This window comes from Paenibacillus sp. OV219 (assembly GCF_900110075.1).
Lineage (GTDB): Bacteria > Bacillota > Bacilli > Paenibacillales > Paenibacillaceae > Paenibacillus_Z.
The window spans coordinates 110,912-125,381 of record NZ_FOCJ01000013.1 but is presented as its reverse complement, the minus strand read 5'-3'; the positions used below and the strand labels follow the sequence as shown (position 1 = coordinate 125,381).

13 protein-coding genes are annotated in these 14,470 nt (G+C 51.8%); 5 read left to right on the top strand and 8 right to left on the bottom strand.

Annotated elements, in window-relative coordinates; all coding sequences use genetic code 11:
* Nucleotides 1–45: 45 nt before the first annotated feature.
* The 3 genes from BMY11_RS25245 to BMY11_RS25235 form a co-directional block, all read right to left on the bottom strand.
* On the bottom strand, nucleotides 46–915 hold the full coding sequence (locus BMY11_RS25245; RefSeq protein WP_090582622.1) for a carbohydrate ABC transporter permease: 870 nt from the start codon (nucleotides 913–915) through the stop codon (nucleotides 46–48).
* 16 nt (nucleotides 916–931) lie between these two features.
* On the bottom strand, nucleotides 932–1,906 hold the full coding sequence (locus BMY11_RS25240) for an ABC transporter permease (protein WP_090582620.1): 975 nt from the start codon (nucleotides 1,904–1,906) through the stop codon (nucleotides 932–934).
* Nucleotides 1,907–2,011: 105 nt separating this feature from the next.
* Nucleotides 2,012–3,703, bottom strand: a complete 1,692-nt coding sequence (locus tag BMY11_RS25235) for a type 2 periplasmic-binding domain-containing protein (protein WP_090582618.1) — start codon at nucleotides 3,701–3,703, stop codon at nucleotides 2,012–2,014.
* Nucleotides 3,704–4,026: 323 nt separating this feature from the next.
* On the opposite strand from BMY11_RS25235, the gene BMY11_RS25230 reads away from it, so the two are divergent.
* Nucleotides 4,027–4,353 (top strand): YnfA family protein, encoded by a 327-nt coding sequence (locus tag BMY11_RS25230; protein ID WP_090582731.1) that lies wholly within the window; start codon nucleotides 4,027–4,029, stop codon nucleotides 4,351–4,353.
* Nucleotides 4,354–4,453: 100 nt separating this feature from the next.
* Here the strand turns inward: BMY11_RS25230 and BMY11_RS25225 are convergent, their stop codons facing one another.
* Together BMY11_RS25225 and BMY11_RS25220 are read right to left on the bottom strand one after the other, a co-directional pair.
* Nucleotides 4,454–4,906 (bottom strand): DUF1761 domain-containing protein, encoded by a 453-nt coding sequence (locus tag BMY11_RS25225; protein WP_090582616.1) that lies wholly within the window; start codon nucleotides 4,904–4,906, stop codon nucleotides 4,454–4,456.
* Between the two features lie 257 nt (nucleotides 4,907–5,163).
* The gene (locus BMY11_RS25220; protein WP_090582614.1) at nucleotides 5,164–6,267 is read right to left on the bottom strand and encodes a glycoside hydrolase family 172 protein; all 1,104 of its coding nucleotides are present in this window, start codon (nucleotides 6,265–6,267) and stop codon (nucleotides 5,164–5,166) included.
* 120 nt (nucleotides 6,268–6,387) lie between these two features.
* Between BMY11_RS25220 and BMY11_RS25215 the strand changes: the two genes are divergently transcribed.
* From BMY11_RS25215 to BMY11_RS25200, 3 genes are all read left to right on the top strand, one after another.
* Complete coding sequence (locus BMY11_RS25215) at nucleotides 6,388–7,263, top strand: helix-turn-helix domain-containing protein (RefSeq protein WP_177182824.1); 876 nt, start codon at nucleotides 6,388–6,390, stop codon at nucleotides 7,261–7,263.
* 961 nt (nucleotides 7,264–8,224) lie between these two features.
* Nucleotides 8,225–9,343: a peptidase G2 autoproteolytic cleavage domain-containing protein gene (locus tag BMY11_RS25205; protein ID WP_090582608.1), complete on the top strand. Its 1,119-nt coding sequence runs from the start codon at nucleotides 8,225–8,227 to the stop codon at nucleotides 9,341–9,343.
* Nucleotides 9,344–9,390: 47 nt separating this feature from the next.
* Nucleotides 9,391–10,917 carry a peptidase G2 autoproteolytic cleavage domain-containing protein gene (locus tag BMY11_RS25200; RefSeq protein ID WP_090582606.1) on the top strand — a complete coding sequence of 509 codons (1,527 nt, stop codon included), beginning with the start codon at nucleotides 9,391–9,393 and terminating at the stop codon, nucleotides 10,915–10,917.
* Nucleotides 10,918–11,042: 125 nt separating this feature from the next.
* Here BMY11_RS25200 and BMY11_RS25195 read toward each other — a convergent pair whose 3' ends face one another.
* From BMY11_RS25195 to BMY11_RS25185, 3 genes are all read right to left on the bottom strand, one after another.
* Complete coding sequence (locus BMY11_RS25195; RefSeq protein WP_090582604.1) at nucleotides 11,043–11,951, bottom strand: DMT family transporter; 909 nt, start codon at nucleotides 11,949–11,951, stop codon at nucleotides 11,043–11,045.
* 71 nt (nucleotides 11,952–12,022) lie between these two features.
* Entirely contained in the window at nucleotides 12,023–13,486 is a 1,464-nt protein-coding gene (locus BMY11_RS25190) for an MFS transporter (RefSeq protein ID WP_090582602.1), read from the bottom strand.
* A gap of 25 nt (nucleotides 13,487–13,511) precedes the next feature.
* Nucleotides 13,512–13,949, bottom strand: a complete 438-nt coding sequence (locus BMY11_RS25185; protein ID WP_090582600.1) for a MerR family transcriptional regulator — start codon at nucleotides 13,947–13,949, stop codon at nucleotides 13,512–13,514.
* Between the two features lie 162 nt (nucleotides 13,950–14,111).
* Between BMY11_RS25185 and BMY11_RS29020 the strand changes: the two genes are divergently transcribed.
* A complete protein-coding gene (locus BMY11_RS29020; RefSeq protein ID WP_177182823.1) occupies nucleotides 14,112–14,282 on the top strand; it encodes a hypothetical protein in 171 nt (56 codons plus the stop codon).
* Nucleotides 14,283–14,470 lie beyond the last annotated feature (188 nt).

Here is a 14,470-nt window from a genome sequence, read left to right as displayed (position 1 = left end):
AGACCGACTAAAGCGTCGATCTCCCCACCACTTTGAACCAAGAAACTAACCTTTTAACGATCCGAGCGTAACCCCTTTGACAAAATATTTCTGGATAAACGGATAAATAAGCAGCGTCGGCAGAATGCCCACCAGAATAACAGTAGAGCGTACTTGGCTTGGCAACACCTGACTATTCGTCGCTTTAACGAAGCCGGACAGGCCGTCTATTTCGCTATTCACGACGTATTTCTTCAGAATGAGCGGCAGCGTGTACTTATCGGTGTCATTTAAATATAAGTAAGGTGTGAACCAATCATTCCAGAACATAACCGCGAGGAAGAGTGCCACCGTTGCAAGCACGGGCTTCGAGAGCGGAAGCACGATTCGGGTGAAGATCGCAAAGTCAGAGGCTCCGTCGATAACCGCGGCCTCCCTGACCTCGCTCGGAATCTGCTTGAAGAAATTGATGAGCAGAATAATATTGAAGGCGGCGACAAGACCTGGAACCCAGAGCGGAATCCATGTATTCATAAGGTGTAGGTCCTTCGTCAGCAAGTAGCTTGGAATGATCCCACCTGAGAAGAACATCGTGAAGACGATAAACATAGTGAAGAAACGGCGGAACGGATAGTGCGGCAGCGACAAGACATAGGAAGCGCAGGAGGTGAGGAACAAGCAGCCGACGACCCCGATTGCCGTTACTGCCGCGATATTCAGGTAACTGCGCCAGAATAGCGTATCTTTAAGCAGCCCCTTATACGTATCCAGCTGGAAGCCTCGCGGCCAGAACATGAATCCGCCTTTACTCGCCTCGATCGGATCACTGAAGGATAAGGAGAATGTATGCAGAAACGGGTAAATCATCGTCAAGCATAGCAGTGTCATAAACAGATAGTTCAAATAATCGAAGACGTTCATCTTCTTGTTCAGCATCGCCTCATCCCTCCTCCTACCAAAGTGAATTCTCCGAATCGCTCGTCTTCCGAATAATATAGTTGCTGAGAATGATGAGAATGAAGCCGACTACACCTTTGAATAACCCCATCGCGGTTGTGATGCTGTACTGCATCTGCGTAACGCCCATACGAACGACGAAGGTGTCGATAACATCCGCCACTTTGTACACTTGTGCGTTATACATGTTGTAAATTTGATCGAAGTTCGATGACATCAGTCCCCCAACCTGCAAAATAAACGTAATACCGATGACCGGCGCAATCGACGGGATTGTAATCGAGACGATACGCTGCAAGCGGGATGCGCCATCAATGTGTGCAGCTTCATAGAGCTGCGGATTCACACCGGCGATTGCAGCGAGATAGATAATTGAGCTCCACCCCATCCCCTTCCAGATCGCCGAGCCGATAAGCAATTGGATAAACGATGTATTGTTGGTGAGGAAGTTCTTAGGATCGAGACCGAAGTAATCGACTAATACATTATTAATAAGGCCGTCGACCGAGAACAGCAGCAGGATGAAGCCGGCCATAATGGTCCAAGGGATAAAATACGGCAAGTACGTCAATGTCTGCACCGTTCTTTTAAAGGCTGAATGTTTAATTTCATTGAGCATCAGAGCGAATAGGATCGCTGCCGGGAAGCCGAAGCCAAGATTAAGTAAACTAATGAAAACGGTATTGCGAATGAGCTGAAGCATATCGGGATAGGTGAAGATCATATGGAAGTGCTTCCAGCCAACCCATGGACTGCCCCATAATCCTTTGCCAATGTTATAGTCCTTGAATGCGATTAGGAGCCATAGGAGCGGAAAATAACTGAAGATGAGAAATGCAGCGACGACGGGAAGCAGCATCAAGCTCAGCTGCCAATGCTTCACTAGGCTTCGAAGCGACTGCAAGAATGTCGGCTTGGAACGAATCGCCCTCGCTTTGGTTGCTGCTTTGTACTCTTTTGCAATTTCCATGTCCTGCTCCTTTCCTTGAACATGTTAGTAACGCGAAAGGAAGACAGGAAGACTTCACCTTGAAGCGCCGGGAAGTCTTCCTGCTTGCTTCTTATTTCTTATTTCTTATTTCTTGAAGCTTGTCGTGTACAGATCATTCGCTTCTTTCGTCAGCTGTGCGCCGCCGTTTGCGTCGAACCACTTCAGGAAGTCGTCATATGCGGAGATTGGTGCTTCACCGATTACGATCTTAATGAACGTTTCATTCCATTTGTCTTGAATCCGTTGATCCGTGCTTGCCGTCGATGGAAGCGGCAGCATGAACAGAACATCTGGCTTGCCTGCATAGTAAGTCTGCCATGCGTCAACCATCTGAGGATTTGTAAACTTCTTCACGATATCGATCGAGCCGAATGGTCCGAACAAACCGCCGTTCGGGCCGCCAGTTCCGAGCGCATTCGATTCAGGCGATTTGTCGTTGTCATACGGAGGAGTGACAACAGGAATGCCGTTATCAAGCTTGTAGGACTTGCCTTCTTCACCATAGTGCGTTGTCAAGAAGAGGCTGTCATCTGTTGCGACTGCATTCATAATTTCAAGAATTTTGTTTACTTTCTCAGGCTGATCCTTCAGCTTCGCGGAGAATGCAATGAAGTTTTGACGCTTGCCCCACGACCAAACACCTTGCTCGCCGTTTGTACCTGTCGGTGCTTTCGTGAAGTCATACTGTACATCTGCATTTACCTTCTGAAGCGAGTCCGGGTTCGGACTTGTAATTCCGTCAATACCTTTAGTCGTCATCGCATAAGCGCCTTGTGCATATTTGGCATCCATTTGGTCGCCTTTGTCCGTTACGAAGGCAGGGTCGATGTAACCGGCTTTATACCACTCATTGAGCTTAACAAGCGCATCTCTTGTACCAGGCAGCGTCTCAGCGCGTGCAATATTGCCGTTTGCATCCAGCTGCCATGTGCCAGGCATCGAGCCGTAAGCGCCGAACAACCATGTATAGGCATTCCATGGATATTGAATATCAGCGCCGCTGAACATGTAGAGCTTCTTGGACGTTGCTTTTGTAGCCTTGAGAATATCCTTCTCTTTGGACTTGATCGTCTTGAATGCGCTGTCATAATCAGCAACAGATTGTGGAACTGTTGTGATGCCTGCATCAGCAAGCACATCTTTGCGCCAAGCCATGCCTGAGTCCCAAGGAACAACAGCGAGGTATTGAGGAATTGCGTAGTTTGTGCCGTTCACGTTCGTCAAGCCCCAGAGACCTGGATCAACCTTATCGATTGAGCTTGTTACGTCAGGCATCTCTGTGGAGAGCAGTTCTTTCGGAAGCTCGAGCAATACGCCAGAGCTGCCCAGCGCTGCGACGTCCTTCGGATCGGCGATACGCATAACGTCCGGGAGATCGCCGGAAGCTGCGAGCAGGTTGAGTTTGTCCATCTTCGCTGATACGAAGTTAATTTTTACATTGAATTTCTCTTCAATAATCTTCTGTACGTAGCTATCTGGAAGAAGTGAATCTAATTGGAAGTTACCATGCCAGTTGATTTCCATTGGAGGCTCAGTCGTCGTTGTCGTGGAATTGTCCGTAGTTGCTGCCGTATCGTTTGTGGTTGTCGAATCATTCGTTGTTGCGGTCGTGCTGTCATTCGTTGTTGTGTTACTTGAGGCGGCGTTATTAGTACTCGTATTATTGTTCGAATTACTCGAGCAGCCAACAAGAGCGAGTATCAGAATAGCCATGACTATTGTTGATACTTTCTTGTTCACTCTCGATCTCTTCACATGATTGGAATTACGCAACATGTGAACCCCCCTTAAGCAATGTTCAGGTGACCCTGACATCTGCAATGTAGCATGCGTCCCTTAAGATTCGATATAGACTTTTCATGCAGGTTCGTGCGTAAAAGCTGAATTGGACCGTATTTATTGTTAAAAGAGACATTTGTGCGGCTATGAGCACCTGTTTCATGCCGTGAATTGGAAAAGGTTGGATGGATCATATGTGTGACGTGGATGTGGTTCTTACTATTTCAATTATCGGTGCTCTCAATCCTGCTACATTTACTTCGTTTGTCCGTACGGGCTATACTACGTGCAGAGGTAATCTATGGAAAGGATTGAATCGTATGCTACTCGCAATTGCTTTATTCCTTCTGGCGGGACTGGCCGAAATCGGCGGCGGATACTTGGTCTGGCAATGGCTGAGGGAATCTCGATCGTGGTCCTTCGGCTTGGCTGGGAGTATCATTCTTGTTTTGTATGGCATCATTCCAACGTGGCAGAACTTCCCTTCGTTTGGGCGGGTCTATGCAGCTTACGGCGGCGTATTCATCATACTTGCTGTGCTGTGGGGCTGGCTCGTCGATAGAAAATCGCCTGACTTCTATGATTGGCTTGGTGCGGGGATTTGTATCCTTGGTGTGTCCGTCATGTTGTGGGCGCCTAGAGGATGAGTAAATATATGGGTATGTGCATGTGCATGAGAAAACCCGGCAGCTTGTGGGCTTACCGGGTTTGTTACTTGAATGTGCGGGTTGTTCGCGTGTTAGGTGCTTACGACCAGTTCCAGAAGATTAGCAGCAGCATCGTGAACCGTACCACTTCATACGATGTATCGACTGCAACGACCGTCCAACTCTTGAACTGCCACACTTTCTTGCCTACTGTGAATGGTAGCGTGAAGCCTGCTGTCAGCAGCATCGTGAACCAGAACGCGTTCGCGAAGCTGTCGCCATCATAGTTGAAAGCTTGTCCGCCTGAACGGAATAGCTCCAAACATACCGCATAAGTGATAGACGTGACGAACGAGACTAGAATGTACAGGACGAAGGATTGAATCATACCCGCCTTGGATGGCTTTGGCGTCGCTGTCCGGTCAGCTGTGTTGCCATACATGTCGCGCTGATACGGTTTCTTCCAAATGACCGCCATCCACAGGAAACCCAGCACTAATGATAGGATGCCTGTAACTGTAACTGCTCCGTAATTAATGGAATCGAGTAACATGTAAATAACCCCTTTTCGCCTGAAAATAGTGAACCTTAATATGAAACCTTTTGGTTTCGCTTTTCATTATATAAAACCATTTGGTTTCCTGTCAAATAAGTGAAAACGGATGTCTCTGTCCTTTCGGCAAAAGCTTACGTTTCGCGGTGACATTATCGAAATTTGTACAAGTGAACCTTATAAATTCCATAATATAAAAAAACGCCCATCCCCTAGAGCTAGCTCTAGGTTCAGGACGCTTGTGTTTAAAGGCAATGTTATCGAGGCCATCTCTTACTTGTTGGCAAGAGCTGAGGGAATGGCGTGTGCGGCTCCATCTGGTACCAATACGCTACAGACGAAATATCGTCGGCACGCTCGAAGAGCTTCGTATGGTCATGTCCGATCTGTTGAATCGTCACGCGAAGATCCTTTTCGAACCGGATTGGATCAAGCATATGCCAGCGGTACATGCCATGCATCGGCACATTGTGGCCGTACCAAGCATCAATCTCAGTCGTTTCTTTATAGAACTTGTACCCGAGGTACGGAGTCGAGTACGATTCCGGCTCATTCGTCTTCGAATTGTTGAAGCACCATGCGCCTCCGACGTAATCTTCTGTACCCGTTCCACAGATGGTCGGCCATTCTTCATCGCCATCCATAAAGAACTTGATTTCACCTTCACCCCACCAATTTCGCTCCAGTGCAGCCCAAGCGAGGTAAGTCCCGATGTACTGCCCTGCGCCCTTCACTCCGCCCAGAATGGTGTAGTCTTGAGCGACCTCGGTCACATGCTCGCGGCGCCATTGTGCGTGGAAGTAGGCCGCATTGTCCGGCAGCTCGTCCACTAGGGAGTAATTGAATGTATAGAAGAAGCCATCAATATCGACAGCGTGCTGGTTCTCGATCGTAATCTTCGCGGATTTGCGGAACGGCATCGGGATATAGCAGTTCATGCCGCCTGTCGGCACGACCGAAATCGGCAGCGAGTTCACATTCGTACGCACGCCGAAGCCGTTGCAGAAGAAGTCGCCAAGCGGTACTTCAACTGACGGCGTTGCCTCATCGTCCCAGAACATGCGAAGCACAAGATCTCGGAGCACAAATTGCTGTGCGTGGCCTTTGCCTGTTTTATCGGTAACGGTAATCCAGAAGTGCTGGATAATACCTGGACCTTGAATGTCTGCAAGCGTCACCAATTCTCCTTGCTTAAGTGTGATACAAGGTCTGCCTTTGCGAGCAGTACCGAGATTGCTTGCTTCTTTGCCGCCTTGACCTTTCTCGCCTTTCGGATTCTCAGCCGAAATCGAGCGGGTCCGTGCGTTCGTGACGAGTGGAGCGGAAGAAAGTCCAAGTCCGAGTCCGTTATTTTGCAGCATGCCCTTTCACCTCATGTATCATATATTGTGTTAAGATGAACTCATTATATAATGAGTTATACGGTTTTCCGATAGCACTTATTGTTTAGTTATTTATCAAATATTGCTGAGGTGATGCTGATGACGCTGCAGATTGATACGCTCTCCCCTTATATTCGGGTGGCAATTGATAGTGTGCTGGATGAGACATGGACGGTGGATGAGCGGGTCATTTGGGATTATGAGCTCCTCTATTTGATGGAAGGACAGCTGCTTGTGACGGTGGAGGATCAGGTGTATCACGGGACTGCAGGGGATTTCTTCTTCTTCAAGCCAGGGCAGCGGCATTCGATACGGAATGTCGGCGGAACTCGCGTACGCCAGCCGCATGTGCATTTCGATCTCTACACGGATGCGCTGAGCGCTGAGATCGGCGTATCGTTCAAGCCGCTTGAAGCGATGACGGCGAAGGAGCGAAGCTGGCTGAGAGTGAATGAGCTGGATGCGCCGCCTCACTATATTCCGAGTTATTTACGCCCGAGCGATGCGCTGCCGATTGCCCAGTCGTTGTTCGAGCTCATTCGGGAGTTTGAGACGAAGCCTCCGTTCTATGAACTGCGGATGAAGGGGGCATTGTTGACCATCCTGGCGCAAATGATGCGCGAGCAATATTGGGGCAGCATGACGTCGAGCGACGGACATATGGAGCTGCTGGCTGAGGTGCGTAGCTACATTGACCAGAATGCCCATCGCATCGTAAAGCTGGACGAGCTGTCCGAGCGGTTCCATCTGAGTAAATTCTATCTGATCAATCTGTTCAAAACGATGTTCCAGATGACCCCTATCCAATACCATCAGCACATTCGAATCGAGAAAGCGAAAAACATGATTCAATACACGCACCTCTCAATGCAAGACATTGCCGACCAGCTCGGTTATGCGAACATTCACGCGTTCAGCCGCGCTTTCAAATCCTGCGCGGGGAGCTGTCCGTCGAATTATAGGCGGGGGCGGTAGTTTGTTTGACTCGCCGATGAATTTGTAGCTTAGCTAGAGTTGTGAGATCATATTTGATTTCTCAGTGGCAGTAGCGATACATTTTGAAGCCGAAAGATCGTATATGGCCTTTCAACAGCATTTTCGTCAAATATTGGCCAATATTGGCCCTGAGAGATCGTATTCGATCTCTCGGCTGCTTTTTATATCGTTCCCCCAGCTGAGAGACCCTATATGATCTCTTAATATTACTCTCCAATTCAATTTACTCAACTACCATCCTTCCACTTTCCTTCGCTCTCTCGACAATCGCAATCACCACCATCTCCCACAAAACTCCGCTGCGAACGATCTCCATTTATGAACACATCCATCCAATCAAACTCGTAACATCTGTAATATTATGGTAATGCATTAGCTCGTTTTCATAGATCAAGGGGGAATTCATCTGGCGGATTGTAACGCCCAGGCAACCGGCGAATGCTCGGAAGCCGAGGGCAAGGATACTACCGCGAGCGGCACAGCCTCTCATGCGGAGGGATATCAGACGACGGCGAGCGGATTTGCCGCGCATGCCGAAGGATACGCTACGCAAGCGGTTGGTCCCGCGTCACATGTAGAGGGCGGCGCTTCGACGGCGCATGGACTTTATGCCCATGCTGAAGGTAGCGACACCAATGCGGCGGGCGAAGCTGCCCAAGCTGAAGGTTACCTCACGGCAGCGGTCGGTGCCGCTTCCCATGCCGAAGGATACGGAACGCAGGCGCTCTTCCCGCACTCGCACGCCGAAGGACGCGGCAGCATCGCAGCGGATGAAGTCGCCCACGCCGAGGGCTACATCACGGCAGCGTCGGGGTTCGCCGCACATGCCGAAGGATACAACGCGCAAGCGCACGGCCCAGCTTCGCACGCCGAAGGCGGTGCCACGCTGGCTGATGCCCTCTATGCGCACGCAGAAGGCGAACTCACTAAAGCACTTGACATGCGAACTCACGCCGAAGGGCAACAGACGACAGCCAGTGCACCTAATGCACATGCAGAAGGTAGCCAAACAACGGCGAGCGGCCTGAATTCGCATGCAGAAGGCGGTAACACTATCGCGAGCGCATACGCCGCACATGCTGAGGGCGACACCACTATCGCAAGCGGATGGGCCTCCCATGCGGAAGGCACCGATACCATCTCGAGTGGCAATTCCACGCATGCGGAAGGATCGAGATCACGAGCAACTGGTGTCTTTGCACATGCGGAAGGCTATTTCACTCTCGCGAGCGGCTCTTACTCACACGCCGAAGGATCTACTACGACAGCCAGTGGAAACTACGCTCACGCGCAAGGCCTTGAAACCGTGGCAGATGGATACTACTCGCACGCGGAAGGGACTATCACTTCAACGAACATGCTGGCTGGGGTACACATTATGGGCAAGTGCGGCACCGCAAATATGTTGCCCAACTCCTGGTACCTAGCCAACGGCATAAATCCCAATTTCCCTGGCCTCGCAGCGGCAATATTAACCACCGGAGACGTCAAGATCGACGGCGCGGTTAGCAGCCCCGCTGCCGACTATGCGGAGATGTTCGAGACTTCCGACGGTAGCCCTATCGAGCCTGGATACTTCATCGCATTAGCAGGCAAAAAAGTTCGAATTGCAACGGCAGCCGATCCGTTTATCGTTGGCATCTCCAGCGCCAAGCCCGCGTTCCTATCCGGCAATGCCGAACTGAGCTGGCCAAGGAAATACCTCACCGACGAATGGGGACGGACGCTATACCACGATGTTACCGTTCCTGCCCTTCACGGCCAGAACGGACAAGTTGTTGTACCCGAGCACATCGAGCGCCAACCACAGTTGAACCCGGATTGGGACCCGCGCCAGAAATACATGCCTAGATTGGGCCGGGCGGAATGGGTCGCAGTGGGCATGATTGGCAAGTTGCTCGTACGAGATGACGGTTCCTGCCAGCCCGGCGCCCTCTGCAAACCGGGCGACAACGGTTATGCCACTGCGGCAACAGCACCAGGCAGCGGTTACTATGTGTTAGAACGTACCGCACAGAACCGGTTGCTCGTCCTGTTTGGATCCCGTTTCTACTTGTGAAACTATCTAAACAGCATCGATTTTCATAGATTCAAGGAGGGATGCATATGGCAGATTGTAACGCCCAGGCGACCGGCAGCTGTTCGGAGGCCGAAGGCACGGATACTACAGCGAGCGGAACGGCAGCACACGCCGAGGGATTCCAAACGACGGCAGGCGCCTTCGCTTCGCACACCGAAGGTTACGCCACGCAGGCAATTGGCCCTGCTTCGCATGCGGAGGGCGGCGCCTCGGTGGCTCATGGGCTATACGGCCACGCCGAAGGCCGCAACACCGACGCGGCGAACGAGGCCGCCCACGCCGAGGGCTACCTCTCGGCGGCGGGCGGGTTCGCCGCACATGCCGAAGGCTACGCCACGCAGGCGATCGGCCCCGCTTCGCACGCGGAAGGCGGTGCTGCGATGGCCGTAGGCCTCTACGCGCACGCCGAAGGCGAACTCACGCTCGCGCTCGGTGACCGCGCCCACGCGGAAGGCCAACTGACAACGGCAAGCGCACTCAACGCGCATGCCGAAGGTGAACTGACCCAGGCGACGGGGCTCGATTCCCACGCCGAAGGACTAGAAACAATCGCCAGCGGCGAAGGCTCGCATGCCGAAGGCGAATCCAATACTTCGAGCGGACGAGCTTCGCATGCCGAAGGCAATCTCACCGCCGCGACCGGCATCGCCGCACACGCGGAGGGGCAGCGGTCGCAAGCAACCGGCGATCTCTCCCATGCCGAAGGCAGTCAATCGATCGCTAGCGGCCAATCCTCTCACGCCGAAGGCGCGGTAACGACAGCCAGTGGCTTCTCTTCCCACGCTCAAGGCGTCAACACTGTCGCGGATAGCTCCTTCTCGCATGCGGAAGGGCTCGGCACATCGACGAACATGCTCGATGGCGTGCACATTATGGGCCAATTCGGCGCAGCGAACTCGCTCTCTTACTCCTGGTATCTAGCCAACGGCACATCTATTGAGGCGCCTGGACTTGCAGCAGCGATATTGAGCACCGGCGACGTCAAGATTGACGGGTCAGTCAGCAGCCCAGCCGCCGACTACGCCGAAATGTTCGAAACATTCGACGGCAATCCGATTGAACCAGGCTATTTCCTCGCACTAGCTGGCGATAAGGTTCGCATCGCAACAGCAGCGGATCCTTTCCTCGTCGGCATATCCAGCCGCAAGCCCGCTTTCCTCTCCGGCAATGCCGAACTAAACTGGCCGAGCAAATTCCTCACCGACGAATGGGGAGGGACTCTCTACCACGACGTGAACGTACCTGCCCTTCTCGATCGGAACGGACATGTCCTCGTGCCCGAGCATACGGAACAACAGCCGCAGCTTAACCCCGCTTGGGACCCTAGCCAGCCATACATTCCGCGAATAAGCCGTCCCGAATGGGTTGCTGTCGGAATGCTTGGCAAGCTGCTCGTGAGAGACGATGGGTCCTGCCTGCCCGGCGCACTGTGTAAGCCAGCTAACAACGGCCAAGCAACCGCGGCACCAGTACCAGGCAGCGGATATTATGTGCTGAAGCGGACAGCTCCGAACCAAGTGCTCATCCTATTCGGTACACGATTCACCGCATAAAAACAAAAAAAAGCCGCGAGCCTATACTCGCGGCTTTACTCGCGGCTCCACACGCAGCTTCATTCTCGGCTTCACTCGCAGCTTCGCTCACACTTCACCTTCGGCTTCACTCGCGGCTTTCCCTACTATGCATCCACACTCGCCGCCGACGGCGAAACCGCCGCCCGCCGCTTCATATTACTAAGCGCAACGCCAGCGAGAATCAACACCCCTCCGGCGATCTGCGCGGGCTTGATCGGATCGCCAAGCACAAAATAACTGACGATGATCGCAACGAACGGCGGAATGTTCATGAACATCGAGCTCACGGAAGCACCTACGACGGCGATGCCTCGGTTCCACCAGAAGCCGGTTATCCCTTGACCAATGACCGCGACAGAAATCAGCAGCAGCCAAGTCATCGCATAGTGGCTCCCATGTAGGTGACCTGCAAGCCCTTCATACGCAACTGCCGGCGTCATCAGAATCGTGCCAATAACGGTAGAATAGATCGTTACTTCATAAGACGACATCGCAATGGTCAGCTTTCGGATGAACAACAGACTGACAGACATGCCTAGCATCGCGAGCAACAAGTAAACATCCCCTACCGAAATGCCAAGCTCCTTACCGCCAAACAGCACAATGCAAATGACACCAGTCAACGCGACGACCGCACCAGCCAGCTTCGGCAATGTAAACTCTTCTTTCAGAAACATCCGTGCCAGCAGAGTTGTCGCTATCGGAGACAACGCAATGATCAAAGCTGCATTACCAGCAGTCGAATGCTGCAAGCCTGTGAAATAGAATAGCTGGTTAATCAGTGTGCCCGAAATACCTGCAAACAGCAGAAGTCCCCACTCCCGCTTATTCGGCCATCGCATCGAGCGATTGACAGCCGCTACGGACAATAGAAACAACGACATGACGACAAGCCGAGCAAACGATAAGAAAATCGGCGAGAAATCGCGCAGCATATACGCGCTTGCCACATAATTGCAGCCCCATAAGAGCGATACAGCCCACAATTTCAAATATACGGATCGATCCGGCATTTCAATAAAATCTCCTTCTGCGAACTGCTTAACTTTCTTACCTTACATATCTCATTCCTCTTACTTCTCACTTACTTTGGATGAACTGACTGGCCCATACCGTGCGACCGCTTGTTCGAACGCATATACGACATCACCGCAGCAAGCGCCATTAGCGCAGCCATAAACCAGAATACGGCATGCAAGCCACTAATAAAACCGTCAAGCGACGACTTGTCGCCGTTCATACCAACCTGCGTCCCTGAGAAAATCGCAAGCATCGCATCATGCGGAATGCTATGCGTCACGATCGGCATGGAGAACGCGATGCTGAGCATCATGCCCATGTTCGTTGTGAGCGAGCGGATCCCGGAAGCTTCACCGCGGTATTTTGCCCCGGCTGCATTCATAATGCTACTGGAGTTCGGCGAGTTGAACAACCCCGATCCGATACTAATGATCGTCATGTAAACAGCGAGATGCCAGAACGGCGTCGACATTCCAGTATCAAGCGCCAGCCCTACCAGTCCGAATATGCTCAGGAACAAGCCAAGCGTCGCCGGCATCGTCTCGCCGTATTTATCTCCAAGACTGCCAGCAAGCGGCGAAACGACGAGCATTCCAGCAGCAAGCGGAATCGTCATAATCCCAGCGACGAGTGCATCCTTCTCAAGCGCGCCTTGAAAATAGAAGATCAACATAAACATTACAGCCATCCGAGCAATCGCGTTCAGTGTTGCGGATACGATCCCGAACGAGAAGATTCGGTTCGTAAACAGCGGCAGATGCAAGAGCGCATTCGGATGCTTTTTCTCACAGATCAGGAAGACCGGGAACAACACGATAAAGACAGCTCCGGAAATCCAGACCACAGGCGAAGTCCAGCTTTGAATCGGCCCCCAAGTCAGCGCGATCAAGAGACCGGTAACCGAGATGACATACGTAATAACGCCGCCGCGATCAAGCCCGCCAGCCTTCGGAGCAGCAATCTTATCGTCTTTCACACCCATGACACGCAAGCCCCACACGACGCCGATAATACCGAAAGGCACGTTGAACCAGAAGGTCCACTCCCAACCGAACGCGGTCGTCAGCCAGCCGCCGAGCACAGGTCCGATGATTTGGCCGACAGCGATAACCATAATGTTAATGCCAAGTGCCTTGCCAAGCTCTTCCCTTGGAAAAGCATCCGCGACAATCGCGGTACTATTCGCCATTACCATTGCTCCACCGACCCCTTGCAGAATCCGAAGGATGATCAGCAGCGGAGCGTCATCTGCGAAACCGCACACGAACGAAACAACCGTAAACAACATCATGCCTGCGATATAGATTCGTTTGCGCCCAAACCGGTCAGCAAGTGAACCCGCCATAAGTACCATTACGGTCTGTGCAACCATATAAGACAGCATCACCCACATCGCTTGAAGCAGCGAGGCGTGCAGCCCTTTGAGCAAATCCGGCAGTGCAATTATGAGTGTGCTGAAATTGAGTGCGGATAGTAAGGAGCCAAGACTCGTTACCGACAAAATCCACCATTTTCGCGATTGATCCATTCGTACTCTCCCTCTTCCTGCTTGCTTACTCAGATCGCTGCTTTAACCTGGTAGCTCGTTCAAGCCGGTCACTGAAGCCTTGCCTGAGTGTCTGAAGCTTCTCGAGCTTCTCGTCAATGTGCGTAATAATCTCCTGCAGTCTCAGCGCTGCTTCGTCAAGCAGCCGGTCCTTCTCGTCATCCGACGCCCCATTACTGTAGTACGTCGCCCGAATTCGGTCTAGCTCTTCCTCTGCTTGCATAATCTCACGGATTTCAACCAATGACGCCCCAAGCACCTGCTTCAGCTTCAAAATATGCTCAATCCGCTGCAGCATCGCCTCATCGAATAAGCGGTGACGCCCTTCGGACCGGGTCACGGCAGGTAGTAGGCCGATCTCTTCGTAATAATGAAGCGTTCGCGCCGTAATGCCCAGACGCTCGGTCACTTCTTCCATCGTATATTTGTGCGACTCATTCATCATCCGTCCCTCAATTCTCCTTTCCACTAGTCATATTCTTTATCATAACAAAAATTACTCACGTTAACGTAAGTTTTTTGCTAATTTATTACCAGTTTCGCACTCAACCTGCATAGAGTAATAATGGATGCGGCATTTGACTAGTGTTCGGAGGAGATGAGAAGCATGAACGCGGGAAAAGCAGTCCGGTTGCTGTTGCTCGGTTTCGTTATTGCTGTCGTTGCCATCGGTCTATTGCCATTTCTGATCATCTACAGCTGGAGTGACTTGTATGGCCTGTCTGAACTGGATCCTTCTTCCACGCCAATCGCTTTTCTGCAGAAGATGTTGAAGTAGTCACAACATGTGAAAAGGCACTCCGCGAGTGGAGTGCCTTCTTGTTGCCTATGAGAAGATGCAATCGGATTTATGGCTGAAGCAGCCACCGATGTACCTCAGGAAAGAGCTTGCTCCAAGTGGATTCGTGGTGCGTTCCGCCGGGAACGAAATCGAATCGAACTTGGCTCTCGGGGACCCCTGCTGCT

What these genes read in the sequence shown, in the direction of transcription:
- BMY11_RS25245 (WP_090582622.1), bottom strand. Translation starts at nt 915, where the DNA reads ATGCTGAACAAGAAGATGAACGTCTTCGATTATTTGAACTATCTGTTT.
- BMY11_RS25240 (WP_090582620.1), bottom strand. Translation starts at nt 1,906, where the DNA reads ATGGAAATTGCAAAAGAGTACAAAGCAGCAACCAAAGCGAGGGCGATT.
- BMY11_RS25235 (WP_090582618.1), bottom strand. Translation starts at nt 3,703, where the DNA reads ATGTTGCGTAATTCCAATCATGTGAAGAGATCGAGAGTGAACAAGAAA.
- BMY11_RS25230 (WP_090582731.1), top strand. Translation starts at nt 4,027, where the DNA reads ATGCTACTCGCAATTGCTTTATTCCTTCTGGCGGGACTGGCCGAAATC.
- BMY11_RS25225 (WP_090582616.1), bottom strand. Translation starts at nt 4,906, where the DNA reads ATGTTACTCGATTCCATTAATTACGGAGCAGTTACAGTTACAGGCATC.
- BMY11_RS25220 (WP_090582614.1), bottom strand. Translation starts at nt 6,267, where the DNA reads ATGCTGCAAAATAACGGACTCGGACTTGGACTTTCTTCCGCTCCACTC.
- BMY11_RS25215 (WP_177182824.1), top strand. Translation starts at nt 6,388, where the DNA reads ATGACGCTGCAGATTGATACGCTCTCCCCTTATATTCGGGTGGCAATT.
- BMY11_RS25205 (WP_090582608.1), top strand. Translation starts at nt 8,225, where the DNA reads ATGCGAACTCACGCCGAAGGGCAACAGACGACAGCCAGTGCACCTAAT.
- BMY11_RS25200 (WP_090582606.1), top strand. Translation starts at nt 9,391, where the DNA reads ATGGCAGATTGTAACGCCCAGGCGACCGGCAGCTGTTCGGAGGCCGAA.
- BMY11_RS25195 (WP_090582604.1), bottom strand. Translation starts at nt 11,951, where the DNA reads ATGCCGGATCGATCCGTATATTTGAAATTGTGGGCTGTATCGCTCTTA.
- BMY11_RS25190 (WP_090582602.1), bottom strand. Translation starts at nt 13,486, where the DNA reads ATGGATCAATCGCGAAAATGGTGGATTTTGTCGGTAACGAGTCTTGGC.
- BMY11_RS25185 (WP_090582600.1), bottom strand. Translation starts at nt 13,949, where the DNA reads ATGATGAATGAGTCGCACAAATATACGATGGAAGAAGTGACCGAGCGT.
- BMY11_RS29020 (WP_177182823.1), top strand. Translation starts at nt 14,112, where the DNA reads ATGAACGCGGGAAAAGCAGTCCGGTTGCTGTTGCTCGGTTTCGTTATT.